This is a genomic window from Dactylosporangium sp. NPDC006015, from assembly GCF_040614215.1.
GTDB classification, from domain to species: domain Bacteria; phylum Actinomycetota; class Actinomycetes; order Mycobacteriales; family Micromonosporaceae; genus Dactylosporangium; species Dactylosporangium maewongense.
The window spans coordinates 1-26,310 of the sequence record NZ_JBEXUD010000002.1 but is presented as its reverse complement, the minus strand read 5'-3'; the positions used below and the strand labels follow the sequence as shown (position 1 = coordinate 26,310).

29 protein-coding genes, 1 tRNA gene and 1 pseudogene are annotated in these 26,310 nt (G+C 71.9%); 22 read left to right on the top strand and 9 right to left on the bottom strand.

Going from position 1 to position 26,310, the window contains the following annotated elements; all coding sequences use genetic code 11:
• Positions 1 to 16: 16 nt before the first annotated feature.
• The 6 genes from folB to ABZ321_RS03300 all read left to right on the top strand — a co-directional run bounded on the left by folB (position 17) and on the right by ABZ321_RS03300 (position 4,425).
• Positions 17 to 382, top strand: coding sequence for a dihydroneopterin aldolase (folB, locus tag ABZ321_RS03325; RefSeq protein WP_354889692.1), 366 nt, complete (start codon positions 17 to 19; stop codon positions 380 to 382).
• A complete protein-coding gene (gene folK / locus ABZ321_RS03320) occupies positions 379 to 900 on the top strand; it encodes a 2-amino-4-hydroxy-6-hydroxymethyldihydropteridine diphosphokinase (protein ID WP_354889049.1) in 522 nt (173 codons plus the stop codon). Before folB ends, folK begins: the two co-directional genes overlap by 4 nt.
• 15 nt (positions 901 to 915) lie before the next feature.
• On the top strand, positions 916 to 1,488 hold the full coding sequence (locus ABZ321_RS03315) for a DUF3180 domain-containing protein (RefSeq protein WP_354889047.1): 573 nt from the start codon (positions 916 to 918) through the stop codon (positions 1,486 to 1,488).
• A 110-nt stretch (positions 1,489 to 1,598) separates the two neighbouring features.
• Positions 1,599 to 2,981, top strand: coding sequence for an ABC transporter permease (locus ABZ321_RS03310; RefSeq protein ID WP_354889045.1), 1,383 nt, complete (start codon positions 1,599 to 1,601; stop codon positions 2,979 to 2,981).
• Between the two features lie 634 nt (positions 2,982 to 3,615).
• On the top strand, positions 3,616 to 3,903 hold the full coding sequence (locus ABZ321_RS03305) for a hypothetical protein (RefSeq protein WP_344514150.1): 288 nt from the start codon (positions 3,616 to 3,618) through the stop codon (positions 3,901 to 3,903).
• Positions 3,904 to 3,951: 48 nt separating this feature from the next.
• The gene (locus ABZ321_RS03300; protein WP_344514152.1) at positions 3,952 to 4,425 is read left to right on the top strand and encodes a hypothetical protein; all 474 of its coding nucleotides are present in this window, start codon (positions 3,952 to 3,954) and stop codon (positions 4,423 to 4,425) included.
• Positions 4,426 to 4,520: 95 nt separating this feature from the next.
• Here the strand turns inward: ABZ321_RS03300 and ABZ321_RS03295 are convergent, their stop codons facing one another.
• Positions 4,521 to 5,513, bottom strand: a complete 993-nt coding sequence (locus ABZ321_RS03295) for an ABC transporter ATP-binding protein (RefSeq protein WP_354889042.1) — start codon at positions 5,511 to 5,513, stop codon at positions 4,521 to 4,523.
• 2 nt (positions 5,514 to 5,515) lie between these two features.
• Here ABZ321_RS03295 and ABZ321_RS03290 point away from each other — a divergent pair, with 2 nt between their 5' ends.
• The 4 genes from ABZ321_RS03290 (at position 5,516) to ABZ321_RS03275 (ending at position 10,224) form a co-directional block, all read left to right on the top strand.
• The gene (locus tag ABZ321_RS03290; protein ID WP_344514154.1) at positions 5,516 to 6,199 is read left to right on the top strand and encodes an ABC transporter permease; all 684 of its coding nucleotides are present in this window, start codon (positions 5,516 to 5,518) and stop codon (positions 6,197 to 6,199) included.
• Positions 6,196 to 6,885, top strand: a complete 690-nt coding sequence (locus ABZ321_RS03285) for an ABC transporter permease (RefSeq protein ID WP_354889040.1) — start codon at positions 6,196 to 6,198, stop codon at positions 6,883 to 6,885. The genes ABZ321_RS03290 and ABZ321_RS03285 overlap by 4 nt, the downstream gene beginning before the upstream one ends.
• A gap of 233 nt (positions 6,886 to 7,118) precedes the next feature.
• On the top strand, positions 7,119 to 8,099 hold the full coding sequence (locus ABZ321_RS03280; RefSeq protein WP_344514158.1) for a glycine betaine ABC transporter substrate-binding protein: 981 nt from the start codon (positions 7,119 to 7,121) through the stop codon (positions 8,097 to 8,099).
• 94 nt (positions 8,100 to 8,193) lie between these two features.
• Positions 8,194 to 10,224 carry a hypothetical protein gene (locus ABZ321_RS03275; RefSeq protein ID WP_354889038.1) on the top strand — a complete coding sequence of 677 codons (2,031 nt, stop codon included), beginning with the start codon at positions 8,194 to 8,196 and terminating at the stop codon, positions 10,222 to 10,224.
• Positions 10,225 to 10,285: 61 nt separating this feature from the next.
• On the opposite strand, the gene ABZ321_RS03270 is transcribed toward ABZ321_RS03275, so the two are convergent.
• The 5 genes from ABZ321_RS03270 to ABZ321_RS03250 are packed head-to-tail and all read right to left on the bottom strand — an operon-like array spanning position 10,286 to position 14,179.
• Positions 10,286 to 11,422: an NADH-quinone oxidoreductase subunit D gene (locus ABZ321_RS03270; protein WP_344514161.1), complete on the bottom strand. Its 1,137-nt coding sequence runs from the start codon at positions 11,420 to 11,422 to the stop codon at positions 10,286 to 10,288.
• A 17-nt stretch (positions 11,423 to 11,439) separates the two neighbouring features.
• Positions 11,440 to 11,730 carry a type II toxin-antitoxin system PemK/MazF family toxin gene (locus ABZ321_RS03265; protein WP_344514163.1) on the bottom strand — a complete coding sequence of 97 codons (291 nt, stop codon included), beginning with the start codon at positions 11,728 to 11,730 and terminating at the stop codon, positions 11,440 to 11,442.
• Positions 11,717 to 11,974 (bottom strand): DUF6364 family protein, encoded by a 258-nt coding sequence (locus ABZ321_RS03260; RefSeq protein ID WP_344514165.1) that lies wholly within the window; start codon positions 11,972 to 11,974, stop codon positions 11,717 to 11,719. The genes ABZ321_RS03265 and ABZ321_RS03260 overlap by 14 nt, the downstream gene beginning before the upstream one ends.
• A 31-nt stretch (positions 11,975 to 12,005) precedes the next feature.
• Positions 12,006 to 12,932, bottom strand: a complete 927-nt coding sequence (locus ABZ321_RS03255) for an SAM-dependent methyltransferase (RefSeq protein ID WP_354889690.1) — start codon at positions 12,930 to 12,932, stop codon at positions 12,006 to 12,008.
• 38 nt (positions 12,933 to 12,970) lie between these two features.
• A complete protein-coding gene (locus tag ABZ321_RS03250) occupies positions 12,971 to 14,179 on the bottom strand; it encodes an amino acid deaminase/aldolase (RefSeq protein WP_354889035.1) in 1,209 nt (402 codons plus the stop codon).
• 196 nt (positions 14,180 to 14,375) lie between these two features.
• Here ABZ321_RS03250 and tmk point away from each other — a divergent pair, with 196 nt between their 5' ends.
• The 7 genes from tmk to ABZ321_RS03215 all read left to right on the top strand — a co-directional run bounded on the left by tmk (position 14,376) and on the right by ABZ321_RS03215 (position 20,524).
• Positions 14,376 to 16,502 carry a dTMP kinase gene (gene tmk / locus ABZ321_RS03245; protein ID WP_344514169.1) on the top strand — a complete coding sequence of 709 codons (2,127 nt, stop codon included), beginning with the start codon at positions 14,376 to 14,378 and terminating at the stop codon, positions 16,500 to 16,502.
• Positions 16,503 to 16,931: 429 nt separating this feature from the next.
• Positions 16,932 to 17,123 carry a hypothetical protein gene (locus ABZ321_RS03240; protein ID WP_354889033.1) on the top strand — a complete coding sequence of 64 codons (192 nt, stop codon included), beginning with the start codon at positions 16,932 to 16,934 and terminating at the stop codon, positions 17,121 to 17,123.
• A complete protein-coding gene (locus tag ABZ321_RS03235; protein ID WP_354889031.1) occupies positions 17,113 to 18,318 on the top strand; it encodes a DNA polymerase III subunit delta' in 1,206 nt (401 codons plus the stop codon). Before ABZ321_RS03240 ends, ABZ321_RS03235 begins: the two co-directional genes overlap by 11 nt.
• A gap of 82 nt (positions 18,319 to 18,400) precedes the next feature.
• Positions 18,401 to 18,715 carry a YbaB/EbfC family nucleoid-associated protein gene (locus ABZ321_RS03230; protein ID WP_344514173.1) on the top strand — a complete coding sequence of 105 codons (315 nt, stop codon included), beginning with the start codon at positions 18,401 to 18,403 and terminating at the stop codon, positions 18,713 to 18,715.
• A 32-nt stretch (positions 18,716 to 18,747) separates the two neighbouring features.
• Positions 18,748 to 19,047: a hypothetical protein gene (locus ABZ321_RS03225; protein ID WP_344514175.1), complete on the top strand. Its 300-nt coding sequence runs from the start codon at positions 18,748 to 18,750 to the stop codon at positions 19,045 to 19,047.
• Positions 19,048 to 19,237: 190 nt separating this feature from the next.
• The gene (locus ABZ321_RS03220) at positions 19,238 to 19,936 is read left to right on the top strand and encodes a hypothetical protein (RefSeq protein ID WP_354889028.1); all 699 of its coding nucleotides are present in this window, start codon (positions 19,238 to 19,240) and stop codon (positions 19,934 to 19,936) included.
• 18 nt (positions 19,937 to 19,954) lie between these two features.
• Complete coding sequence (locus tag ABZ321_RS03215; protein WP_354889025.1) at positions 19,955 to 20,524, top strand: hypothetical protein; 570 nt, start codon at positions 19,955 to 19,957, stop codon at positions 20,522 to 20,524.
• Positions 20,525 to 20,661: 137 nt separating this feature from the next.
• Here the strand turns inward: ABZ321_RS03215 and ABZ321_RS03210 are convergent, their stop codons facing one another.
• Positions 20,662 to 22,470: a metallophosphoesterase gene (locus ABZ321_RS03210; protein ID WP_354889022.1), complete on the bottom strand. Its 1,809-nt coding sequence runs from the start codon at positions 22,468 to 22,470 to the stop codon at positions 20,662 to 20,664.
• A 68-nt stretch (positions 22,471 to 22,538) separates the two neighbouring features.
• Here ABZ321_RS03210 and ABZ321_RS03205 point away from each other — a divergent pair.
• Positions 22,539 to 22,611: transfer RNA gene (locus ABZ321_RS03205), tRNA-Thr, on the top strand.
• A 77-nt stretch (positions 22,612 to 22,688) separates the two neighbouring features.
• On the opposite strand, the gene ABZ321_RS03200 is transcribed toward ABZ321_RS03205, so the two are convergent.
• Positions 22,689 to 23,105: a hypothetical protein gene (locus ABZ321_RS03200; protein WP_354889019.1), complete on the bottom strand. Its 417-nt coding sequence runs from the start codon at positions 23,103 to 23,105 to the stop codon at positions 22,689 to 22,691.
• A gap of 33 nt (positions 23,106 to 23,138) precedes the next feature.
• On the bottom strand, positions 23,139 to 23,525 hold the full coding sequence (locus ABZ321_RS03195) for a hypothetical protein (protein ID WP_354889016.1): 387 nt from the start codon (positions 23,523 to 23,525) through the stop codon (positions 23,139 to 23,141).
• A gap of 402 nt (positions 23,526 to 23,927) precedes the next feature.
• Here ABZ321_RS03195 and ABZ321_RS03190 point away from each other — a divergent pair, with 402 nt between their 5' ends.
• The 4 genes and pseudogenes from ABZ321_RS03190 to ABZ321_RS03175 form a co-directional block, all read left to right on the top strand.
• Positions 23,928 to 24,230, top strand: a complete 303-nt coding sequence (locus ABZ321_RS03190) for a hypothetical protein (protein WP_344514187.1) — start codon at positions 23,928 to 23,930, stop codon at positions 24,228 to 24,230.
• Positions 24,231 to 24,510: 280 nt separating this feature from the next.
• Positions 24,511 to 25,233 carry a GntR family transcriptional regulator gene (locus ABZ321_RS03185; RefSeq protein ID WP_344514189.1) on the top strand — a complete coding sequence of 241 codons (723 nt, stop codon included), beginning with the start codon at positions 24,511 to 24,513 and terminating at the stop codon, positions 25,231 to 25,233.
• Entirely contained in the window at positions 25,230 to 26,096 is an 867-nt protein-coding gene (locus ABZ321_RS03180) for a sugar ABC transporter permease (RefSeq protein ID WP_354889011.1), read from the top strand. Before ABZ321_RS03185 ends, ABZ321_RS03180 begins: the two co-directional genes overlap by 4 nt.
• Positions 26,093 to 26,310, top strand: a pseudogene (locus ABZ321_RS03175) (carbohydrate ABC transporter permease); the annotation flags it as partial. The gene ABZ321_RS03180 and the pseudogene ABZ321_RS03175, both read left to right, overlap by 4 nt.

The following is a 26,310-nucleotide window of genomic DNA, read 5'->3' as shown; positions in this document are numbered from 1 at the left end:
TGAGGATGACAAGGGCATGACGGCTGACCGGATCACCCTGACGGGGCTGCGGGTCCGCGGCAACCACGGCGTGTTCGACTTCGAGCGCCGCGACGGCCAGGACTTCGTGATCGACGTGATCCTGGAGCTCGATCTCGCCCCCGCCGCGGAGTCCGACGACGTCACCGACACCGTGCACTACGGTGAGCTGGCCGGACGGCTCGCGGAGATCGTCGCGGGCGACCCGGTCAACCTGATCGAGACCCTCGCCCACCGCCTCGCCGGCTCCTGCCTGGAGGATTCGCGGGTACGGGCGGCGACCGTCACCGTGCACAAGCCCCAGGCGCCGATCCCGCACGAGTTCACCGACGTCGCCGTGACCATCCGGCGGACGAGGCCGTGACCAGGGCCGTGCTGTCGCTGGGCAGCAACCTCGACGACCGCGAGGCCAACCTGCGCGGCGCCGTCACGGGACTCGGCGACGCCGTCCGGGCGGTCTCCGGCGTCTACGAGACACCCCCGTGGGGCGATGCCGACCAGCCGTTTTACCTCAACGCGGTGGTGCTGGCCGTCGACCCGGCCGCGACGCCCCGCGACTGGCTCGACCGCGCCCACCGGCTGGAGCAGGCCGCCGGTCGCGTGCGCGATCCGGAGCGGCGCTTCGGCCCGCGTACGCTTGACGTGGACGTCATCGCCGTCTGGGACGACGACGACCGGCCGGTCGTGTCGGACGACCCGGAGCTGACTCTGCCCCACCCGCGGGCGCATCTCCGGGCGTTCGTGCTCCGGCCGTGGCTCGACATCCAGCCCTACGGGCAGGTGCCGGGCCACGGATGGCTGTATGAGCTGGTCCGGGCCGCCCCGGTCGCCACCGACCTCGCCGACCTGCGCCCGCGGGAAGACATCCACCTCGATTCGTGATCTGGAGCCGAGCCGATGGCCACGCCGCCACCCGACGAACCGAACGCGAACGGACCCAAGGGCCGGATGGAGCCGACCAGGCCGGCCACCCTCGTCATCGCAGCGCTCGCGACCACCGCGCTGGCCTGGATCGGCATCAGCAGCCTGTGGAACAGCCTGCCGACGCTGCCGTGGCTGCCGCCGCTGACGCTGATCGGCCTGGCGATCTTCGAGGGCTTCGAGGCGTACTCGACCCGGAACCGGATCCTCCGCAAGGAGGGCGCCGGCCCGCTCCAGCCGCTGGTCATCGCACGGTACGCGGTGCTCGGCAAGGCGTCGGCGCTGGTCGCGGCCCTGTTCGGCGGCCTCTACCTGGGCATGTCGTCGTGGCTGCTGACCCAGCGGGGCGTGCTCGCCAAGGTCTCGGAGAACCTGCCGCAGGCGTTGCTGGGCGTCGCCGCATCGATCGTCCTGCTCGCCGCCGCGCTGTGGCTGGAGCGGTCGTGCCAGGTGCCACCCAGCCAGCGAGACAAGGATCTTCCCAGGCAGGGCCGCATGGACGGACGCCGGGAGGGTGATCGCAGCGAGGACGAAAGCCTCGATCGATAGAGATCTGGCATAAACACTGCCGTCTTCCTCGCCCAAAGACTGTCGCAGGCCACAATCCGCGGTTACTGTGCGACGCGTAACCGGTCGTCGGCTGGCAGGAGGCGCGCGCGATGGCGTACGACGACTCGCGGTTCCGCGGTGAGCCCGGGTTCCGGGAGGAGCCCGACTTCCGCTCGGGCGGGGTGCCCGAGGACGCTCCCACGCTCGGGGTCTCGAACCAGTCCGTCTACACCCCCGGGTCGTACGCGGCGAACACCGACTACAGCGTCCCGCCGTCGGAGAGCACGCTGGGCCTCGCCGCCAGGCGCGCCACGCCCAGCCCGGCGCAGCTCGGCGACGTCTTCGACGACCCGGAGCACGGCGAGCCCGGCCGCGACCGGCTGGCCGTCCACGCGCTCTGGGAGATGGTGCTGCTCCTCGCCGCGGTGTCGCTGCTGTACCTGCTGCGCGACGCCCGACCGGAGGCCCTGCGCGGCACCGAGCTCGAGTCGCTGCTGCTGGCCGGCGCCGAGCTCGGGCTCGTCGGCATCGCGATGGGGCTCACCCTGCGTGCCGGCGCCGCCAACCTGGCGCTCGGCCCGATCGCGTACGCGTCGGCGCTGTTCTTCGCCGACAACTCCGACCGTGGCCTGGCGATGACCGCCGGCATCACCGCCCTCATCGCGCTCGGCGTCGGCGTGGTCATCGCGGTGCTGGTCGTCGGCTTCCACGTGCCCGGCTGGGCGGCCAGTCTCGGCGTCGCGGTCGCACTCATGGCCTGGATCGCCGACCAGAACGACGAGAAGGTCGTCACCGGCGCGTACGACCCGCACGACCAGGCACTCTGGTGGATGCTCGGGGTCGTGCTCGTCGCCGTCGCCGGCAGCGCCATCGGCCTGATCCGGCCGGTCCGCCGCGCGGTCGGCCGCTTCCGCCCGGTCGCCGACCCGGCCCGCCGCCGCGGCGGCGGCGCCGCCACCATCACGGGCTTCGCGATCGCCGGCTCCGCCCTGCTCGCCTCCTTCGCCGGCGTGCTGACCGCGCTCGACCAGCGCGAGGTCACCACCACCCAGAACGGCATGGCCGCGGCCGGGCTCTCCCTCACCATCCTCGCCCTCGGCGCGGCCCTGCTCGGCGGCACCTCCGTCTACGGCCGCCGCGGCGGCGTGCTCGGCACCGTCCTCGCGGTCGCCGCGATCACGCTGCTGTTCCAGTACTCCGCCGCCGAGCAGTGGAACATCGCTCCGCTCGCCGTCGGCGGTGGCGCGATCGCCATCGGGCTGGTCGTGACCCGCCTGATCGAGACGTTCGGCCGGCCGCGGACCGCGGAGGACGACGTCGAGGAGGAGCAGGTCTGGACGCCCAGCACCTCGACCGCCGGGTACGGGTCGAGCCAGGCCGAGCCGGACAGCGCCTGGTCGGCGTCGCGCACCGGCGGCTGGACCAGCCAGCTGCCGGCCCGCAGCACCGACGAGGACTGGGGCGTCGAGGAGCGCTGGGGCAGCAACCGCTGAACCGCGCCGCGCCGCTCATGCCGGCGCGCTCCGGTCTCCAGGTGCCGCCTTGGGTCGGTTATGTCGACTCGCTCCGCTCCCCGACATAACCGAAATTCCGGATATGTTCGCGAAGCGGACATATCCGGGGCGGCCTGCTCGCTTCGCTTCCCGACACCGCCGCTGGGCCGGTCATGTCGGCTCGCGTCCTTCTCCGGTGCCGCCGCTGGGCTGCTTGTGTCGGCTTGCCTCGTTCTCCTGCCCCGCCGAGCCGGTTATGTCGGCTCGCCCCGCTCCTCGATATAACCGGAATTTCGGATATGTCGGAGCGAAGGGTGGATCTCGCTGGGGCGGCCTGCTTGCGTCGCTCCTCGGTGCCGCCGTCGAGCCGGTCGTGGCGGCTTGCCTCCTTCTCTGGCGCGGGCATGTCGGCTCGCTCCGGTCTCCAGGTGCCGCCCTGGTCGGTTATGTTGACTTGCTGTGCTCCCCGACATAACCGAAATTTCGGATATGTTCGCGGAGCGGACATATCCGGGGGGAGCGGCTTGCGGCGCGCCGGGCGAGTGCCGTCGGGTCGCTGGGTGCGGGTAGTGCTGGCGACGGAGGGCGTGAGCGCGACCGACCAGGGCGGCGGGTGTCTCGCTAAGCTGTGGTCATGACCAACGCCACCCTTGCGGAGCTTGACGCACTACCCACCGAGGAGCTCCGCGAACGTGCCTTCGCCCTCGCCCGGCAGCGTCGCGACGTGAAGTTCTTCTGGGACCTCTTCAAGCACGTCACGACCAGCAACGACGACACGCAGGACGGCTGGCTCGGCTCGCTCGACGCCACCATCGACGACGTCGTGGCGCTGTGGCGCGAGGTCACCGACCACACCTATGGCGAGTCCGAGCCGCTGGTCCGCGCCGCGTTCATCGACTACATCATGTCGCCGGCCAAGTAACTATCGGTATTTGTTTATAAAACGTGTTTCCCGGGACTCATCCGGGGCATGGCAATCACTCGTTCGCGCTACCGCACCGCGTCAAGCGCGGGCACCCTGGTGGCGTTCCTCCTGGTGCTGATCTTCGGCAGCCCCTGGTACGTCGACTGGGTCAACGAGGGCGACCGTGGCGTGTTCCTGGAGACGCTCGCGTGGCCCGCGTGGAACTTCGACACCGACCAGTCGGTGCGTGACCTGCTCGCCGCCGATCTGAAGGCGATCCTGCTGGTCCTGTTCACGGCCGTGTTCATCACACTGCTCGTCGGCGCGCAGCTCGCCAGCGCGCGCGGCACCATCTCGGCGATCCTGACCGGCTGGGCCGCCTACATGTTCGCGGCGGCGCTGGCCGCCCTCATCACCGCGTTCCTGCTGGCTGACGCCTCGATCGGCGGCGCGGTCGTCGCCGCCGCCGGTGGCGCCGGCTACGGGCTCATCGTCGGCTGGATCATCGGCCTCGCCACCATGGCCGGCCGCCGGCCCTGAACAGAACGGCAACAGGGTTGGCGAGAAGCGGCCCGCGGCGGCAGACGCGGGCCTGACAGAGCGGCACGCCGGCGGCGGGAACTCCCCACCGCCGGTCACCGTTTGACGGTGTCGGCCTCGGCGAGCGCTACCCGTACATCAGCGGCAGACAGCAACCCGAGCGGCTGATCGCCCTCGCGCACCACCACCGCGTCGACGCCCGCCGCCAGCATCGCGCCGAAGGCGACGCGCAGGGTCGCGTCCGCGGACACCGCCGGCAGGTCGCCGGGCGCGCCGTCCAGGGAGTGCAGCCGGTCGCGGGGGATCGGGGTCACCGACAGGCGCATCAGCCCGCGGTCCTCGCCGATGAACTGCTCGACGAACGCGTTCGCGGGGTTGGCCAGCAGCTCCGCGGGCGTCGCGTACTGCTCGAGGTGGCCGCGGTCGGACAGCACCGCGATCTTGTCGCCGAGCTTGATCGCTTCCTGCAGGTCGTGCGTGACCATGATCGTCGTCTTGCGCACGCTCTGCCGCAGCCGCAGGAACTCGTCCTGCAGCCGCCCGCGGTTGATCGGGTCGACGGCGGAGAACGGCTCGTCCATCAGCAGCACCACCGGGTCCGCGGCGAGCGCCCGGGCGAACCCGACCCGCTGCCGCTGGCCGCCCGACAGCTCGTGCGGGTAGCGGGAGGCGTACTGCTTCGGCGTCAGGCCGACGAGCTCCAGCAGCTCGTCGGTGCGAGCGGCGATGCGCTGCTTGTCCCAGCCGAGCATCCGCGGCACGGTGCCGACGTTGGTGCGGACCGTCTGGTGCGGGAACAGCCCGACGTTCTGGATGACGTAGCCGATCGTGCGCCGCAGCCGCACCGGGTCGGCGCGCGTCACGTCCTCGCCGTCGACCAGCACCCGGCCGCGGGTCGGCTCGATGAGCCGGTTGACCATCCTGAGCACGGTCGACTTGCCGCAGCCGGACGGGCCGATGAGCACGGTCACGTCGCCGCCGGCGATCTCCAGGCTCAGCTCCTCGACCGCCGTGGTGTTGTTCGGATACGTCTTGCCCAGCCGATCGAGCGTGATCGGCGCGCCGTCGGCCTTCGCGGTACGGTCCACGCATGTCCTTCCTGGCTCGCGGTGAGGCGGGCAACCCCTGGTTCTCCTGGAGCTATGTCCGGGACAACGCCGACACGATCCGCGACGCGCTGCTGGATCACGTGGCCATCACCGTGTGGTCGGTCGCGATCGCGGTGGCCATCGCGGTGCCGCTGGCGGTGCTGGCCTACTGGGTGCGCCCGCTCGCCACGCCGATTCTGACATCAGCCAGCGTGCTTTACACGATTCCGTCGCTGGCGCTGCTGGCCTTCCTCGCGCCGTTCCTGGGCACGGGACGCACTCCGGTCGTCGTGGCGCTGGTGATGTACGCGCTGATCGTCATCATCCGCAACTCGCTCACCGGACTGCAGCAGGTGCCGGGCGACGTGCGCGAAGCCGCCACCGCGATGGGCTACGGCCGGGGCGCCCGCCTGCTGCGCGTCGAGCTCCCCCTCGCCCTGCCCGCGATCCTGACCGGGCTGCGGCTCGCGACGGTCTCGACAGTGGCGTTGGTCACTGTCGGCGCGGCCGTCGGCTCGCAGGGCGGCCTCGGCGCGCTGATCCTCAGCGGCTTCCGCAACAACTTCTACAAGGCGCAGATCGCCACCGCCGCGCTCGTCTGCGTGCTGCTCGCCCTGGTGCTCGACCTGCTCCTGGTCGCACTGACCCGGGCCCTCACCCCGTGGACCAGGAGGAGCAAGGCATGAGCGCCATCAATGACATGATCAACTGGTTCAACGATCCGCTGAACTGGACCAATCCCGACGGGGTACTGGTGCGCCTGCAGGAGCACCTGGAGATCTCGTTCCTCTCCGTGCTCTTCGGCAGCCTGGTCGCCTGGCCGATCGGGATCTGGCTCGGGCGGCGCAGCGCCGGGTCGGGCGTGGTCGTCATCCTGTCCAACATCACGCAGGCGATGCCCGTCATCGCGCTGCTGACGATCCTGTCGCTCAGCCCGCTCGGCATCGGCAAGCCGGCCGTGGTGGTCGCGCTGACCGTGTTCTGCCTGCCGCCGCTGCTCGCCAACGCGTACACCGGCATGCGCGAGATCGACGAGGAGGTCCGCGACGCGGGCAGGGGCATGGGCCTGACGTCCGCGCAGATGCTGATGCGGGTCGAGCTGCCGCTCGCGGTGCCCTACCTCGCGACGGGCCTGCGCATCGCGACCACCCAGGTCGTCGCCACCGCCACCCTCGCGACCCTCGTCAACGGCGGCGGCCTCGGCAACATCATCTCCGCCGGCTTCGGGCTCGGCCCGGGCCGCGGCGACGCCCAGATCCTCGCCGGCGCGGTCCTCGTGGCCCTGCTCGCGCTGCTGATCGACGGGCTGATGGCCCTGGTGGAGCGCAAGGTCACACCCAAGGTGCTGCGGCAGGCCGCAGGCCGGGCGTGACCGGTCCAGAAGGCCGGTCACCAGGGGTGCGGCGGCGGCCGGGGCAGCGGTGAAGGTTGCTCCGTGACGGGTCGTTACGAAACCGTGCCTGCATGCGGTTGCCGATTTCCCATAGCCAGAGTTGCCTATTTAGCAGCGGGCGGGCTTCAAGCCGATAGCGCCGTCCGTCGGACACGCGGCCGGTCACAGTGATCGCGCCGGGACACGGAAGGCGGGCCATTTTGCGAACTGCCATGCGCGCCACGCTCGGGGTCCTGCTGGGCCTCGCCACCGTGGGCCTCGCGGCCTGCGGCGAGGAGGGCTCCTCGGGCACCAAGGCGCCGGCGAGTGTGAGCGGGGCCGGCTGTGCCCCTGTCGCCGGGGACAAGCTCGTCGTCCTCACCGACGACAAGCAACTGCAGACGGCGGACAACATCATCGCCGCGATCAACACGAAGGCCGCCGACCCGGCCCTCGTCGCGGCGCTGGACAAGGTCTCCGACGCGCTCACCACGGAGAAGCTGATCCAGCTCAACAAGGCGGTCGTCGTGGACCGCAAGACGTCCAAGGTCGCGGCGGAGGACTTCGCCAAGGCCGAGAACCTCACCACCGGCATCGAGAAGGGCAAGGGCGGGGCGATCAAGATCGGCGCCGCCGACTTCGCGGAGAGCGCCACGCTCGGCGCGCTCTACGAGATCGTCCTCGACGCCGCCGGCTACGACGCGACCGTCCAGACCATCGGCAAGCGCGAGGTCTACTACGGCCAGCTGACCAAGGGCGACATCCAGGTCATCCCGGAGTACGCCGGCACGCTGACCGAGTTCATCAACGGGCAGGTCAACGGCAAGGACGCCAAGACGCTGGCCTCGGGTGACGTCGACAAGACCGTCACCGCGCTCAAGGAGATCGGCGGCAAGGCCGGCCTGTCCTTCGGCAAGGCGTCGAAGGCGGCCGACCAGAACGCGTTCGCGGTCACCACCGCGTTCGCCGACAAGAACGGGGTGAAGACGCTCAGCGACTTCGCCGCCAAGTGCTCCGGCAAGGACACCGTCCTCGGCGGTCCGGCCGAGTGCCCGCAGCGGCCGTTCTGCCAGCCCGGCCTGGAGAAGACCTACAGCATCCAGTTCGGCAAGTTCGTCAGCCTCGACGCGGGCGGCCCGCAGAGCCTCGACGCGCTGAAGAAGGGCACGGCCACGATCGCGCTCGTCTTCTCCTCGGACGGCTCGCTCGGCTAGCTCCTCCGATACGCACGGTAGTTGGCGGATGCCCGTCCTGGCCTTCCAGGGCGGGCATTTCGCTTGCCCTGAAGAGTAGGTAAGGTCTCTGCTCATGCCAGCCGCGGAGACCACCGGAGGACGGCCGAGCGCGAAGCTGCTCCAGATCCTCTTCTGGGCCGGCGTCGGCCTGGCTCCGCTGGCGGCACTGTTACTGCTGGTCGGCGGCGGGTTCGTCCTGCAGCTCGCCGCGGTGCTCGCCGTCGGCGTCGTCGTGCTCATCGGCCTGTCCATCGCGCTGCGCCCCGACAACGACAACGTGCGCAGCGAGGTCGAGGAGGCGGTCTTCGAGGAGATGGACACGCTCCGCGACGAGATCCGCGGCGACATCACCCACGCGGCGCGCGCCACGCACGGTCAGCTCGTCGAGCGCATCGGCGTGCTGCACGAGACCGTCGACGCGCTGCGCAACCAGGTCGACATGATGCGCGGCCAGCTGGAGCGCGCGACGCGCGCCGCGCAGCAGGCGGCGGCCGCGCAGCACGGCGGCCCGCAGCCGGTCGGCTCCGCCGCGGTCCCGCAGGGCGTGCTCCGGCACACCGAGACCGTGCAGGTCACCACCAAGACGATGGTCGTCGACCCGACCGACCAGCGGCGCGACGGCACCGTGTACGGCGCCCGCCCCGTCGAGATCCCGCAGCAGCGCCGCCCGGTGTCGGAGCGCGTGTCGGAGCGGGTCTCCGACCGCGACGCCGACTGGCACGAGACCGGCCGGGTCGTGGACGGCACCGGGCACTGGAGCGAGGCTCCCGAGCGTGGCGGGCGGTCGGGCGCGCCCGACCGCGGCCGCGCGAGCCACGGCGACTGGTCCCCCCGCGACGGCGACGCGGGCCGGTCCTCCCGTGACGGCGACGGCGGCCGTGGTGAGTGGGCTTCCCGTGACGGTGACGGCAGCCGCGGCGAGTGGGCTTCCCGCGACGGCGACGACGACCGCGCGGACCGGACGGACCGGGCCGACCGGGCCGGGCACCGGGCCGATCACCGCGGCGAGTGGTCCTCCCGCGACGGCGACCCGGGCCGGGGCGATCGCGCGGGCCGTGGCGAGTGGTCGGAGCGCGGCGAGGCAGCCGGCCGCGCGGGCCGGGCCGATCGTGGCGGGCGCGGTGACTGGGACGGCGGCGGCGAGGGCCGCGGCAGGCGTGGCGAGTGGTCCGACGCAGAGCGTGACCGGGACCGCGACAGGGACCGTGACTGGGACTCCGACCGGAGCCGGGGTCACCACGCCGACCGCGGCGGGCGTGGTGAGCACACCGACCGCGGAAACCGGGACGACCAGCCCGACCGTGCCGACCGTGCCGACCGGGGCCGGGGCGCCGAACGGGTCAGCCGCACCGAGCGGTCGGAGCGCTCCGAGTGGACCGAGCGGAGCGAGCGCTCGGAGTGGATCGAGCGCACCGAGACCCCGCGCGAGGAACCCCGCGAGCCGTCCTGGACCGAGCAGCTCCTGCGCGACCGGATGGCGCACGCCGACGACTCCGGTGAGGTGGTGCGCGCCGGTGGGCGCCGCCGCGCGTACGACCCGGACGACGACGCCGGCAGCGTGACCGGCGTCCGGACGACGGACCGGTGGGCGTCGGTGCACAGCGACGAGCACGGCGGCCGGGAGTTCCGCGTCGGCGAGCGCCGCGCCGCGGTCCACGCCGACGAGACCGGCACCCACGTCCGGATCGAGGACCGGTGGGCGTCCGTGCGCCACGAGGAGTACGTGCCCGAGCCCGACGACGACGAGCCCCGCCGCGAGAGCCCCCGCAGGTCCGAGGCCCGCCGCGAGCGCGAACGCCAGCACGGCGCCGACGTCCAGTGGTCCGAGTCCAGCTACGAGGAAGCCCGCCGCGACGACACCGGCACCACCCGCTGGTCGGAGGTCCGCCGCCCCGCCGTCGGCGCCACCCAGGCCGCCCTCCCGGCGTCCCCGGCCTCCCGCTGGCAGGACCCCGGCCCCGCCCGCGACGACGAGCGCGTCTCCCGCCGTGCCCGCCACGACGACGACGATGACTACGGCTGGAACGGCTCCCGCGACGACTCCCGCCCCCGCCCCGCCCGCCAGATCGTCGACTTCGAAGGCGACGACGACCGCTGGCGCTGACCCGCGGCTGCGGACCGGAGGCGGCGGGCACCGCCCTGACGGATACGAGTGAACAGCTCCGCTATTTGTCGACGTCGCCGACGACGAAGAACATCGAGCCGAGGATGGCGATCAGGTCGGGGACCAGGGTGCCCGGCAGGAGCTTCGACAGGGCCTGGACGTTGGAGTAGGACGCGGTGCGCAGCTTCAGGCGCCACGGGGTCTTCTCGCCGCGGGAGACCAGGTAGTAGCCGTTGATGCCGAGCGGGTTCTCGGTCCAGGCGTAGGTGTGGCCCTCCGGCGCCTTCACGACCTTCGGCAGGCGGACGTTGACGGGGCCGGTGAGCTTGTCGACCTCGTCGAGGCACGCCTGCGCGAGGTCCAGCGACGCGTACACCTGGTCCAGGAGCACCTCGAAGCGGGCGTGGCAGTCGCCGGTGGTGCGGGTGACGACGGGGACGTCCAGGGCGCCGTAGGCCAGGTACGGCTCGTCGCGGCGCAGGTCGAAGTCCAGGCCGGAGGCGCGGGCGACCGGGCCGGAGGCGCCATACGCGGCGGCGTCCGCGGCGGACAGGACGCCGACGCCGACGGTGCGGGCGAGGAAGATCTCGTTGCGGCGGATCAGGTTGTCCAGGTCGGGCATGCGGCGGCGGACCTGGTCGATCGCGGCGCGGGCGCGGGTGGTCCAGCCGGCCGGGACCTCCTCCTTGAGGCCGCCGACGCGGTTGTACATGTAGTGCATCCGCCCGCCGGACGCCTCCTCGAGCACGGTCTGGATGGTCTCGCGCTCGCGGAAGGCGTAGAAGACCGGCGTGATCGCGCCGATCTCCAACGGGTAGGAGCCGAGGAACATCAGGTGGTTGAGGACCCGGTTGAGCTCGGCGAGGGCGGTGCGCAGCCAGGTGGCGCGCTCGGGGACCTCGATGCCCATGAGGCGCTCGACGGCGAGGGCGACGCCGAGCTCGTTGCAGAACGCCGACAGCCAGTCGTGCCGGTTGGCCAGCATGATGATCTGCCGGTAGTCGCGGACCTCGAAGAGCTTCTCCGCGCCGCGGTGCATGTAGCCGATGATCGGCTCGGCGCTCAGGACCCGCTCGCCGTCGAGGACGAGCTTCAGACGCAGCACGCCGTGGGTGGAGGGGTGCTGCGGGCCGATGTTGAGCACCATGTCGGCGGTGTCGAGGCCCGCCCCGGTGCCGACCGTCAACTCGGAGGTCATACCGTAACCCTAAGGCCCTACAGATCCTGCAGGATCCGCAGCGCGCGCGAGACGTTGTGCATCGTGGCGGTGTCGGCCACGGCGACCCGCTCGACGAACCAGCGCTTCAGCGGCGAGGAGATCCGGTCGGGCATGACGACCAGGTCGTCGAGCTCGACGGCGAGCGGCGAGTCGCGCAGCTCCTCCTGGTCGGTGACCTCGGCGACGATGACGACGGGCACGTCGGTGCCGTTGAAGACGTCGGAGCTGATGATCAGACCGAGGCGCTCGCGGGCGCCCTTGATCAGCCAGACCTCACCGCGCCGCACGGCGCCCGCTGAACAGCTCCGCGTCGACCATGGCGATCTCTTCCTCGTCGGCGAGCGCGGCCCGCTCCAGGTCGGGTTTGGCCCGGCGCACCGCCTCGGCGTGCGCGGTGAAGATCTCACGCAGCGCGCGCTCCTGCGCGGCCCGGTCGATCCACGCGCTGAGCGACACGCCGTCGCGCTCGGCCCAGTGCCGGGCGTCGGCGATGGTCTGGTCGGAGAACGACAACGTCACCTTGGCCGTCATGCCCCTAGCGTACCCCCGGTATGACCGATGTTCATACCCAGTACATGACCCAATGATGGCCGCCGAGGCCGGCGGGGTCGGTCAGCTCGGCCGCCTGCCCGGCCCGTGCCAGGGCCCGCACGTAGCCGGCCGGGTCGGTCGAGGCGAGCGCCAGCGGCGGGCGCCGGCCGTCCACCCCGAGCAGGCGCAACGCCTCTCGCTGTGTCGTCAGCAGGTGGTGTACGCCCAGCGAGTCCAACGCCACCGCGATCGTCAGATCACACGACCCGTCGGGCACGGGTGCGGTCTCCCGGCCGTCCCGGAAGCCGGTGAGCGTGCCGAACAGCGGGCGGTCCCCGGCGAGGTGCCCGTAGTCGACGGCGAGCGCCATCCCGCGCGCCACGCTGGCCGTGGCCGCCGCCCAGGCCTCGTCGCGCGGGGCGCCCACCTCGGCGCGGGCACCCTCCGGTAACCCTGCGAGGGGCCACCAGTCGGCCAGCCATCGGGCGTCACCGGGTTCCAGCGGCGACTCGTCGAGCGTCAGGGTGCCGTCGGGCGTGCTGCGCCAGTACCGTGGCCGCAACGTCGAATCGAGCTCCACGACCTCGACAGGGATGTTGTCGAGCCATTCGGTCGCCACCAGAAGGCCGGTGATGCCGGAGGGGATCGCGGAAGTCCACCCGATCGTGGGGGGCAGGTGCTCGGGGCGGGGCGTGACCTCGACGCCGACGGCCGAGACCCGGGCGGCGACCGCGGGCGGCAGGGCGGCGAGGATGCCGCGCAGCAGCTCGCCGCGGCCGGCGCCGACGTCGACGAGGTCGAGCCGGGCCGGGTGGTCGAGGGCCTCGTCGACGCGCTCCAGCAGCGTGGCGATCGCCCCGGCGAAGAGCGGCGACGCGTGCGCGCTGGTCCTGAAGTGCGCGGCGGGGCCGGCTTCTGCGCGGAAGAACCCGCCGTCGCCGTAGAGCGCCCGCTCCATCGCCGCCCGCCACCGCACGGCTCCGGCGTTCCGCTGGTTCACAGGAACACTTTGCCTTCTCCCCGGTACGTCGGCACGGTGTCGACGATCGTGTCGCCGGAGACGAGGTGCACCTCGTTGACGTGCTCGCACAGCTCGCCGGCCTTGGCGTGGCGGAAGTAGACGCGCTCGCCGAGGCGCAGGCCGGCCGCGCCGGGGCCGATGAGCGGGGTCTGCACCTCGCCGGCGCCCTCGGTGCCGATCAGCTTGAGGCCCTCCGGCAGCCACGGCTGCGGCTGGCGGGCCGGCGAGGTCTCCCCGGAGGCGATCCAGCCGCCGCCGAGCACGGTCGCGACCTGCTGGTTCGGCCTGCGCACGACCGACATGGCGAAGAACGCCGCCGGTTGGGGGCGCCAGCGGCGGTACGAGTCGAACAGCCACGGCCCGAACAGGCCGGACCCGGCGGCGACCTCGGTGACCGAAGGGTCCTGCGCGGTGGCCTGGACGCTGCCGGTGCCGCCACCGTTGACGAACTCGAGGTCGGCGTGGCGCCGCACCTCGGCGACGACCGCGCTCCGCCGGGCGAGCAGCTCCGGGAACGAGCGCGACTGGATCATGCGGATCAGCGCCCCGCGCACGGGCCGTCCGGGTGGGGCGTCGCCGAGGCCGGCGATCTGCGCCTCGTAGGACATGAGCCCCACCAGCCTGAATCCCGCCCGGCCGGCGATCGCGGCGGCGAGCTCACCGGCCTGGCGGGCGCTGTGGACCGGGGAGCGGCGCACCCCGATGTGCACGCTGCTCATCGGCCGCCAGGAGGCGTCCAGGTCGATGCACACGCGCACGGCGCCGGCCCGCTCGCCGGCCGGGATGACCGAGTCGATCAGGTCGAGCTGGGCGGTGCTGTCGACCATGACCGTGACGGTCGCGGCGAGCTTCTCGTCGGTGGCGAGCCGGTGCAGCGCGGCGCGGTCCGCCGTCGGGTACGCCACCAGGATGTCCCCGGACGTGCCCTGCTCCGCCAGCCAGATGGCCTCCGGCAGCGTGAACGCCATGACGCCCTGCCAGCCGGGCTGGGCGAGCGCCCGGTCCATCAGGGCGCGGACCCGCACCGACTTGCTGGGCATCCGCAGCGGCTTGCCGGCGGCGCGGCCGAGCATCGCGGCGCTGTTGGCGTCGAACGCGTCAAGGTCGACGATCGCGAACGGCGGGTCGAGATCCGCGGTCGCCCGGTCGTAGCGGGCCCGCTGGGCGGCACGTGAGCTGGTCACGACTCACCGTACCGAGTCGGTGATGAATATGAAAGAACCTCGCGTCCGCGCGTCGGCCGACACCGGGGCGACACCTGGGGACCGGTAGCGTGGTTACAGTAGGCGTCCTAGTTGAGGAGGTGCCGCCATCGCGAGCAGCGACCTGTCCGGCTTCGGGGAGCTCAAGGCGGTCCTGCGCATCCGGGCGTTCCGCCGGTTGTGGGCCGTCCTGGGGCTCTCGTCCCTGGGCGACTGGCTCGGCCTCCTCGCCGCGGCGACGTTCGCCGCCTCGCAGGTGTCCAACTCGGCGGCCCAGGGTGCGGCGTTCGGCTCGGTCATCGCCGTGCGCCTCCTGCCCGCGCTGATCCTCGGACCGGTGGCGGGGGTCTTCGCCGACCGGTTCGACCGGCGGCTCACGATGGTCGCCTGCGACCTGGTCCGCTTCCTGTTCTTCGCCTCGATCCCGGCGTCCGCGCTGATCCTCGACGACCCCGCGCTGGTGATCGGCTGGACCGCGATCGCCACGTTCATCATCGAGACCACCGCGATGATCTGGACCCCGGCGAAGGAAGCGGCGGTGCCCAACCTGCTGCCCCGCGCCCGGCTCGAGACGGCCAACCAGCTGACCCTCGCCACCACCTATGGCATCACGCCGGTGCTCGCCGGGCTCGTGCTGATCGGCCTGGAGCAGCTCGTCGTCCTCGTGTTCGGGGCCGAGGGCCGCCCGAGGGGCGCCGAGCCGAGCGACGTCGCGCTGTGGTTCAACTCGCTGACGTTCCTGGCCACCGCCGTCACCGTGTTCTTCGGCATCAAGGAGATCAGCGGCCGTCGCACCGCGGCCGTCGAGCACAAGCCGGGGATGCTCAAGGAGTTCGTGCAGGGCTGGGCGTTCGTCCGGCGCACCCCGCTGGTCCGCGGCCTGGTGCTGGGCATCTTCGGCGCCTTCGCCGGCGGCGGCGTGGTCGTCGGCACCGCGAAGTTCTACGCCGTGTCGCTCAGCGCCGGCGACGCCGCCTTCGCCCTGCTCTTCGCCACGCTCTTCCTCGGTCTCGGGGTCGGCATCGCGGCCGGCCCCCGGATCGTCGGCGCGCTGTCCCGGCGCCGCTGGTTCGGCCTGTCGATCATCCTGGCCGCCGGCTCCGTGCTCATCCTGGCCCTCGCCACCCACCTCGCGGTCGCCGTCGGCGGCGCGCTGCTCGTCGGCGTCGGCGCGGGCATGGCGTTCCTGTCCGGCACCACGCTGCTCGGCAGCGAGGTGTCCGACGACATGCGCGGCCGGGCGTTCGCCTTCGTGCAGACCGGCACCCGCGTCGTGCTCATGCTCACCATCTCGCTGTCCAGCGTCATCGTCGGCGCCGGCGGGTCGCGCCACCTCAGCCTCGGCTTCACGTCCGTGGAGATCTCCAGCACCCGGCCGCTGCTCGCCGTCGCCGGCGTCCTGGGCGTCATGGCCGGCATCGTGGCGCTGCGCCAGATGGACGACAAGAAGGGCGTGCCGCTCCTGGCCGACGTCCTCGGCTCGGTCCGCGGCCGCCCGCTCAGCCCCGACGAGCCGAAGGCCGCCAGCGGGCTCTTCATCGTCTTCGAGGGCGGCGAGGGCGCCGGCAAGTCCACCCAGGTCAAGCACCTCGCCGAGGCGCTGCGGAAGCTCGGCCGCGACGTCGTCGTCACCCGCGAGCCGGGCGCCACCGCGCTCGGCGCCCGGATCCGCAGCCTCGTGCTCGACCCGCCGGAGGTCACCGGCGAGGTCGTCACGCCCCGCGCGGAGGCCCTGCTCTACGCCGCCGACCGCGCCCACCACGTCGCCTCCGTCGTGCGCCCCGCGCTCACCCGCGGCGCCGTCGTCGTCAGCGACCGCTACGTCGACTCGTCTCTGGCCTACCAGGGGGCCGGCCGCACCCTCCCGGTCGACGAGGTCTCCTGGCTGTCGAAGTGGGCGACCGGCGGCCTCAAGCCCGACCTGGTGGTCCTGCTCGACCTGGAGCCCTCGATCGGCCTCGCCAGGGCCGGCCGCCGCGGCGAGGCCGACCGGCTGGAGAGCGAGTCGCTCGCCTTCCACGAGCGGGTCCGCTACGCGTTCCTCGACCTGGCCGCCGCCGACCCGAGCCGCTACCTGGTCCTCGACGCCTCCATGCCACCCGAGGCCCTGGCCGCCGGCGTCCTGCAGCGGGTCCGGCACCTGATGCCCGCCGAGGAGGAGTTCGACCTGGAGGAGGCCATCGAGGAAGCCCTCGAGGACGCGGCCGACACCGTCACCATGCTCACCGGCGACGAGCTGACCGGCCTCCCGCCCGTGGACCTGGACAAGGACGCCCCCGGCGGAGGCCGGGAGACCCGGGTATGACCCCCGACGCCGCCCCGCCCCGCCCGTTGCCCGCCGGCCTCCGGGCCGGCGCCGGCGCCCGGGGCGACGTCCTCCCGAGCACCGACCAGCTGCGCCCTCCATCGGGCGCCTGCCTCCCGTCCGCCGCCGCGCTGAAGGCTGCCATGCCCGGCGCCACCGTGTCCGACGTCGACGTGCTGCACGCGGGCACGGACGGCGGTGTGCCGAGCGCGGGCGTGGAGGCCGACAGGTTTCCGGACGGCGGTGTGCCCACGACCGCTGGGCGGAGCGGCCGTGCGTCGTGCGTCGATGTGCCGCGCCGATCGGCCTGGCCGGGATTTCGTGAGAGGACGGTCGGCGCGGGTTTGAGCCCTGTCACCATGCACCGTCCGCTGGATGTCGGCGCGGGCACCTCTGCGGGGGTGGGTGCTGTCCGCGACCCTCTGCTGAGTGGTGCTCGTCCGGGCGGCGGTGTTGCAGGCGGCCGACTGGCGAGTGACGCTCGTCGGGTGGCGGGCGATCGGCTGCGGGGTGGTCGCCTGCGCCCATCCGTTGCCGGCCGTTTTGGCCATCGCGCGTGGTGTGGTGGGTGGGCTGGAGATCGCTCCGGCGGTCGGGGGGAGGCGTGGGCATGAGGTCTGAGGTCGGCACGGCTCCGCCGATCTTCGCGGAGCTGGTCGGGCAGGAAGACGCGGTCGCGACGCTGAGCAGGGCGGTCGCGGCCGCGGGGGTGATCGTCCAAGGGGGCGTGCCCGAGGCGGGCATGACGCATGCGTGGCTGTTCACCGGGCCGCCCGGGTCGGGCAGGTCGGTGGCGGCGCGCATCTTCGCCGCGGCACTGCAGTGTCCTGATGGTGGTTGCGGCGTGTGTACGGCATGCCACACGACCCTCGGTGGCACGCACGCCGACGTACGGTTCGTGGTGCCGGAGGGGCTGTCGATCGCGGTCGGTGAGATGCGGGCGCTCGTGTTGCGGGCGGCCAGCTCGCCGACGCAGGGGCGCTGGCAGGTGCTGCTGGTCGAGGACGCGGACCGGCTGACCGAGGCGGCGGGCAACGCGTTGCTCAAGGCGATCGAGGAGCCGCCGCCGCGGACCGTGTTCCTGCTGTGCACGCCCAGCACCCATCCCGACGACATCTCGGTCACCATCCGGTCCAGGTGCAGGGTCGTGCCGCTGCGGCAGCCGCCGGCCGACGCGATCGCCGGGCTGCTGCGGCGGCGGGACGGGCTGGACGAGCAGACCGCGGCGTGGGCGGCGGCCGCGGCGCAGGGGCACGTGGGGCGGGCGCGCCGGCTGGCCCGGGACCCGCAGGCCCGCGCCCGGCGCGAGGCGGTGCTCGCCGTGCCGCGGCGGCTGACGGGCATCGGGGCGGCGTTCGACGCGGCCGCGGCACTGATCGAGGCCGCCGAGGCGGAGGCGGCAGCGTCGGTACTGGAAACCGACGCGGCCGAGCGGGCGGCGCTGGAGACCGCGCTCGGCGCCGGCGGCACGGGCAAGGGCGCCGCCGGGGCGGCCCGCGGGTCGGCCGGGCAGCTCAAGGACCTCGAACGGCGGCAGAAGTCCCGCGCCACCCGGACCCAGCGCGACGCGCTCGACCGGGCGCTGGTGGATCTCGCCGGGTTCTACCGGGACGTGCTGGTGCACACGTTCGGCGCGGGGGTCGAGCCCGTGCACGGCGACACCGACGAGCTCGCCGGGGCCGCCGCGCAGAAGTGGGCGCCGGAGAGCACGCTGCGCCGGCTGGAGTCGGTGCTGGAGTGCCGCGTCGCCATCGAGGCCAACGTCAAGCCCCGCATCGCCGTCGAGGCGATGATGCTCGCGCTGTGGCGGGGCTGACGCGCGAGGTTATCCACAGGCCTGAGTTCGGGGTTTCGTGTCACTCGCTGGTGCCGTACGGTCACTCCGGGGAGGGGCCGACATGCGCGAGATCGACGAGTCGTGGATCGAGGAGGCGGTGGAGCGTTACCGCCGCATCGAAGCGCTGCTCGCCGAGTTCGACAAGGCGGTCACGACCGTCGAGGTGAGCGTGCGTTCGCCCGATGGCCTGGTCGAGGTGGTGGTCACCGCCGACGGCACGATCCGCGACGTGCGGATCGACCACCTGCGGGGGCAGACGGGCGCCGAGGTGTCCCGCTCGGTCCGCGCGGCCGTCACCGCCGCCACCGACGCCGCCGCCTGGGCGAGGAAGAAGCTGCACGCCGAGACGTTCGGCGACTACCGCTCCCTGGCCTGACCAGCACACCGTCGACCCAGCGGGGGGACTGCATGCGACTCGACGACCTGGCCAACCGGCTCGACGCCACCGGCGACGAGCTGGCCGCCACCAGCACCACGACGGCGCTCATCGACCCCGGCTCCGGCCCGCTCGGCGGCGATGCCCCCGGTGGCCCCGGCGAGCTCGGCCGCGCCCTGCACCGCACGCTGACCACGGCCCTGACCGCCCGCGGCCGGGAGGCCTCGACCCACGGCGCCCGCCTCGCCGAGACGGCCGAAGCGCTCCGCCAGGCCGCCCGGTCCTACCGCGCCGCCGACCACGACGCCCGCCACCAGCACCGGGACACCTGATGCTCCGGGCCGCCGCACCTCCGACCCGTCCGGGCACCCGGGCCGCGGGCCGGCCGGCCTCACCGACCACCCCGACGGCCCACCGCGCCACGGGCACGGTGGCGCCGGACGGCCCCGCCAGCGACACCGGGACACCCAGCGCTCAGGGTCGACGCATCTCTTGCCCGTCCGGGGATCGGTCGGCCGCGCGATGATGGACGCGCTTGAGCGGTTGGCGGGGGTCGGGGGTGACCTGCTGCGCCGGGTCGACAGAGTGCTGATCGCCGGGGGTGCGCCGGCCGGGGACCCGGTCTGGGAGCTGCTGCGGCGGGTCGGGGCGCTGCCCGGGGACGTGCTGGAGTTCGGGCTCAAGGTCAGGGCCGAGCCGCTGCGGGTCGCCGGGGCGCAGCTGCGGGCCGACGCCGACCGGTTCGCGCGGCGGCAGGGCAAGCTCACCGTGGACCTGGCCGGGGTGTGGGAGGGGACGGGAGCCGAGGCGTTCGCGGTGCGGTGGGGGGCGCTCGCCTCGTACATCGGCGACGGCGGCGACCCGGGCACCATCACCGGCAGGCTGCGCGCCACGGCCACTTACGCCGAGGCGCTCGCCGACTGGTGCGACGCGCTGCGCGGCGAGCTCGCCGAGGCGGTCGCCCGGGTCGTGAGCTCCGCGGAGGCCGTCACGCTGCGGCAGGCCGATCCGGCTGCACTGAGGGAGGAGCCACCGGCGGCGGACGTGCTGGAGGCGGCGGCGAGGATCGCGGTGCGGGTGCTGCAACCGGCGGCGGACGCGTTCGCCGAAGCGCGCGAGCTGATGGCGCGCCGGGCGCCCGACCTGGAAGAGCTGCGCTACAGCGAGCCCGGGGCCGGGCCCGCCGGGGGTGCGGCACCGACCACCAGGGTCGCGTTGTAGGGGCATTACGATCGCCGCATGCCAACCGCGGTCGAGCAGCTTTCCGGATACGGCGACGACGGCTTCGAGGGCGACCTGGTCCGCTGGTTCCCGGACCGGCCGCCGGTCGAGGTACCGGCGGACACCCGGCCGGTGGAGCCGTTCCTGGCGCGGCTCCCGCGGGAGGCGGCCGTGGCGCTCGCGGCGTTCGACCGGCGGGTGCGGTCCGGGACGCTGCCGTGGGTCGTCGACGTGTCCGGGTATTCGTACGGGTTCGACTTCGCCGGGAACGAGTGCGAGATCCTCGACTCGGACTACGCGACCCGGCTCACCGACGACGACGTGTGGTCGATCGCGTCGGACGGCGGCGGCAACCTGTACGTGATGCTGACCAACGGCAGGATCGCCGTCTGGTTCCACGAGGAGCAGGTCATCGAGGGGCACACCCAGTTCGACAACCTCGACGTGTTCCTGTATTCGATCGTGCGTTACCAGGCGGCCCGCAGCGGCGTGCTGGACCGGGCCGCCGTCGCCGAGGAGTTCCGCGCGCTCGGGCAGCCCGGTGCGCTCGCGCCCGAGGTGGGGCTGCTGGCGTACCTCGGCGGCTAGGACAGCTTCATCGGGCGCTCCATGAGGCCGGCCAGGACGGCTCGATCGAGGGCTCCATGAGGCCGGCCAGGACGGCTCGATCGAGGGCTCCATGAGGCCGGCCAGGACGGCTCGATCGAGGGCTCCATGAAGGCCGGCTAGGACAGCTCGATCGGGGGCTCCATCAGGCGCAGGGCCATCGGCTTGCGCGGGGCGAACCAGGAGCCGGTCGGCTGCGCGTTCCAGCGGCGGGCGGTGCGGTCCACCCCGATGGGGTAGATCGTGAGGGTGCCGTCGGCGCCGAACCGCATCCGGAGGAAGCCCTTGTAGCCGGTGATGCCCTGGCCGGCGAACAGCTCGTTGACGTTCACGCCGAACTTCGAGGCGATCAGCAGGTACAGCGCGAAGAGCTCGCCGGCCGCGACGCACGACAGCGGGAAGTACAGCACGATCGCGATGAGCAGCGGCAGCGGCCACGGCTGGTCGACGAACGGCAGGTTGAGCCACGCCCACGTGCCGAGCACGGCGATGCCGACGAACGCGGCGCCGTGCCCCAGGCCGAGAATCCAGTGCCGGGGTCTGCGTTTCCCGGCGACGCCCGGCATCGCGAGGAAGAAGCCGCTGAGCACGTCGACCATCACCATCAGGAACGCGGGGATGGTGACGAGCCGCTGCTCGGTGCCGGAGATGACGCGGTCGGCGGCGTTGACGAAGGCGAGCATCGTCAGGGTCTGCAGCACGCCGAGCAGGCCGAGGAACATGGGGTTGCGCCACGGCACGCGCCAGAAGACGCCGAGGGAGAGGGCCCGCGACCGGGCCTTGCTCGGGTACGCCGCCTTGAAGTCGAACCACTGCGAAGGGCTCGCGTTGCGCACCAGCGAGCGCCGGGGCGGCACCTCGATCCGCGGCGGCAGCTCGTGCGTCGGGTACAGGTACGCGCCCCCGCCGCCGCAGGTGATCAGCTGGCGGTCGGTGCCCTCGTACCGGGCGTAGTGATGCAGATCACCGGAGAGCATCAGCTTCACGTCGGCGCCGGTCGGGGCGATGACGGTCCGCACGAAGTAGTCGAGGCTGTCGTACGCCTTGCGGTCCTCCTGCGCCTCCACCCAGCTCGGCGCCGGTGGGCAGATGATCACCTTGTCACCGGGGCCGAGGCGGGCCGCGACGCGGTTGAAGTACCGCAGCTGTGGGTCGTCGATGTACGCGCCGGCCTGCACGTCCGTGCCGAGGATCCACCACCGGTTGGGCAGCTGGATCGCGAAGTAGGACCGCGACTGGCGGGTCTGCCAGCCGCCGATCTTGCCCTCGCCGCCGCGGACGAACAGGCGGAGGAACGCGGTCAGGCCGTCGTACCAGTCGTGGTTGCCGGGCACCGCGTACATGCGGGGGAGGGGACCCTCCGCGGGCGGGTCGGGGAACGCGGCGCGGAACGGGCCCTTGAAGCGGTCCTCGTACTGCTGGCCGCTCGCCGTCGGGTAGACCTGGTCGCCGCCGAGGACGAGCACCTCACCGCGGGGCAGCTCGTGCCCCTCGACCGTCAGCGACTGCTGCGCCAGCAGGTAGGCCACGGAGTAGGTGGCGTTGAACCCGTCGCCGGTGTCGGCGCAGTAGTCCACCCACAGCTCCCCGTCGGGGATGTCGTCGGCGTCCTCGGCGCTCAGGAAGCCGGTGTACCCGGGCGCCTCCCGCATGATCCGGTCCGGCATCGAGTCCTGCAGCTCGCGCTTGTCCAGGTACGCCCCGAACAGGTCGGCCAGCACCACCCGCACCGCGGTGCCGCTGAGCAGCACCGGGCTCAGCCACGGCACGGCCCGCCGCGGGGTGAACCCCATCTGGTCGGGGTCCAGCGCGTCGGGCCGGTCGCCGACCCGCGCGACCGGCGGCCCGGTCTCGGGCATCGGCAGGATGGGGTCGCCGGGCTGTGCCGTGAGCTCGCCGGGGGCGGCCGGCAGATCGTCAGGGATCACGCGCCGGACGTTACTCGGATAACCCCTCGCGCGCGCCCCCTGGGCGTGCCGTACACTTGGTCATCGTTGCCGCCTTAGCTCAGTCGGCAGAGCGATTCACTCGTAATGAATAGGTCAACGGTTCGATTCCGTTAGGCGGCTCTGGCAACGTCGAAGCGCCCCCCACCTGTAGGTGGGGGGCGCTTCGCATGCCGCCGTAGAACCGGAAGCGGACGCGCTCAGGCGACCAGGGAGATCTCGGGCTCGCGGGGGTGGAACCCGAAGCGGTGCAGGCCGCGCTCGACCCGGCTCGGCCCGATGATCCGGTTCTGCCCGACGTGCGCCGCCGCGGTGGGAACGTCCTTGGACAGGTCCACATGCTGCGAGTGGAGCATCGACCGCCGGTGCGCCTTGAGCTCGTCGATCGCCGCCTGACGCGCCGCGACGCGCAGCAGGCTCTGGTAGAGCCGGCCCGCTTCGTGCACGAGCATGTTCACGTCTTCGAACTCGTCGCGGTCGCGCTGGGCCAGGATCTGCGAGGTCAGGGTGTTCAACTGGCGTGCGTGGTGGATGACGTCCATGTTGAGGTCCAACGGGCCCGACTGGGTGAGCAGCTCCAGCTGGACCTCGTTGAGGTCGAACTCCATTGCGGCCATGATCGGCTCCTCCTCCGGTTCTGTCGGTTCGGGTCAGTTCGAGCGGCGGCGGATCAACAGGAAGGCGAGGGGCACCGCCGTGGCGACCGCGACTGCGCCCGCGACCAGTGCCCGGCGCCAGTCGGGTGCGACGACGATGACGGCCGCAATGCCGAGCACGGTGACGCAGGCGACCACGAATTCACCCGCGCCCGTCGATGCTCCCGACTGATGATGGTTGAAGCGGAAGCTCAGGTGCCTCCAGATGGTGAGTGCGAAGGAGGTGCGGACCGTCTCGCCCATGTGCCTGACGACCGCATCTGGGCTGGGCGTCTCGGCGGCGAGGTCGAGCTTCGGCGCCCCGGTAACCTCGTAGTGGCGCGATTGCAGAACGTAACTGTCTGTGGACGGCTCCCCGTCGCGGTCCTCGGACTCGGTCAAGTCCAGATGCTGCTGTTCAGGCACTCGCTTTCTCCGCATGCGCTCCGTCCTCGTACCCCTGAATAGGAACCGACGGATGTTACGGTAAGTGATGAAGGCGAGTATGCGCCAGACCTTAATGCAGCAAAGTTGAGCGCTTGAGTCATCAGTTTGATGTACGTAAGGTGCATCTTTATGTGACTTGCTTACCGCGGAAGCGTTCGGAAGCGAACAGTTTCGCCGAGATCTTGGGCCTGACCTCTAGCGATCCGTGCTCACGCGTGCCATGATCCGCGTGTTGCAGCACTGATGCAGCAGTTAATCGTATCCAGAGGCATACTTTGGGTATACCATGACTGCATCGGCTGTTGCCGGTTACCGAACGTAGTGGCAGGGGTGACGCTCACCAGGAGGAGCGAAGTTATGAGCAGAACCGACACGCTTGACCATCGGGCCGCCGTCAATGACGACGTCGACATACCGGGGCCGGGTGACCCGGTGGGCGCCGGCGGTGGCAATGGGCTCACGCGAGTGACGGTGAACCTCAACCAGCAGGCCATGAAGGCGCTGGAGCAGATCAGCTCCACTGAGCGGTACAGCAAGACCGACACGATCAACCGGGCGCTGCAGATCTACGCCATCGTGCAGGAGATCATGGACCGCAATGAAGGAGTGCTGCGGGTCCAGCATGCCAATGGCGAGATCGAGCGCATTCACATCATCTGATCCGGGATGTCAGAAGGAAGGTCCGAGGTGTGCTCCTCGGGCCTTCCTGCCCTGGATTCCAGGAGAAACCCGATAGGCATGACGCAACGTATTCAGTTCGTCGCCTTCAGTCAATAGATACTCGCCGGTACGTTGCGGCATTGCTTGCGAAACGCGCAGCCCCCCACCGCCGTGGGGGGCTTTTCCATGCCCTGAAGCCTCTTGAAAGCCGCTCGGGTGGCGTGCAACACTCCTCAACAGTAGATGGTCGATCGTATACGGTCGACGCTGAGCAGGGGAGATGCCTGACATGGCAGACGCGTTCGACAGGCCGCTCGGTGGGTTCCAGACCAAGGCGGACCTCGTGTACGAGCGGCTGCGCGACGCGATCCTCAGCGGTGAGCTGCGCCCCGGCGAGCGGGTCAACATCGACGCGCTGTCGCGGCAGTTCGGCATCAGCAAGATCCCGCTGCGGGAGGCGATCCAGCGGCTCACCGGCCAGGGGCTCGTGGTGCAGCCCAACCCGCACGCCGGCGCGCACGTGGCGCCCCTGTCGCTGCGCGAGATGCGCGGCGTCTACCTGGCCCGTGGCGCGCTCGAAGGGCTCAGTGCCCGGGTCGCCGCAGCGGTCATCACCGACGCCGAGCTGGAGGAGCTGGAGGAGCTGCACGCGCAGATGCAGTTCCAGCACCAGCGCGGCAAGCTCACCCCGATGTCGGGGCTCAACCGGCAGTTCCACACCGGCATCGCGACCGCCACCCGCTACGCGACGCTCCGCGAGCTGACCGACCTGGCCCTGCTGCGGGTGCAGCACTACCGCGTCGGCGTCCGCGTCGAGCCGGCCTGGGGGCAGGTCATCACCGAGCACGAGGCGATCCTCGGCGCGCTGCGGCGGCGGGACCCCGACGGCGCCGAGCGGGCCGCGCGCGACCACGTCGAGTGGCAGCTGGGCGTGGAGCTCGCCGCCCAGCTCGACCCGGAGCTGATCGACCTGGATGACGACCACCCGAGCGTGATGACATGAAGGACCGGACGTTCGGGTTCCTGCTGACCCTTCCCGCGCTGGCGTTGCTGAGCGCCGTGGTGCTGTACCCGCTGGTCGGTTCGCTGACCACGAGCCTGTTCGACCAGAGCCTGGTGCTGCCGGGGCGCTCGTTCGCCGGCCTGGCCAACTTCACCGACGTGCTCGGCCGGCAGTTCTGGCCGACGCTGCGCAACACGCTCGTCTTCACCGCCGGCGCGACCGTGGCGCCGGTCGTCATCGGCATGGCCCTCGCCCTGGCGCTCAACACGCGACTCAAAGGCCGGGCGGTGCTGCGCGGGCTGTTCCTGCTGCCGTGGGTGATCCCCGGCGTCGTCGTGTCGTTCGTCTGGCTCTGGATCTTCAACGCCAACTACGGCCTGCTCAACGGGCTCCTCACGAGCATGCATCTGATCGACGAGCCGATCGTCTGGCTCGGCAGCCCCGGCACCGCGATGGCCGCCGTCATCGTGGCGAAGACCTGGGCGAGCTTCCCGTGGATCATGGTGATGCTGCTCGCCGGGCTGCAGACCGTGCCCGAGGCGCTGTACGAGGCCGCCGCGCTCGACGGCGCCGGGAGCGTCAACCGGTTCTGGCACGTGACGCTGCCACACCTGCGCGGTGTCCTCGGCATCGTCGTGCTGCTGGAGGTCATCTGGAACCTGCAGCACTTCGACATGATCTACGTGCTGACGCACGGCGGCCCGGCCGGCTCCACGACGACGTTCGCGGTCGCGGTCTACGACACCGCGTTCAAGGCCTTCGACCTCGGCCAGGCGAGCGCGCTCGGCGCCCTGTGGCTGGTGCTCATCCTCGGCCTGACGATCGTCTACGTCCGGTTCTCCGAGCGGGGTGAGCGGGCGTGAGAAAGGCAGCGGTGACCGTCGCGCTCGTCGGCATCTTCGCCTTCGGGCCGGTCTACTGGGTGCTCGTCACGGCGCTGACCCCGACGCACGAGGTGTTCCGGTTCCCGCCGCGGCTCTTCCCGGAGCACCTCACGTTCGAGCACTTCACCGCGATCCTCGACAACGCGAAGCTGCTGCGGTACCTCACCAACAGCCTCATCGTGTCCACCGTGAC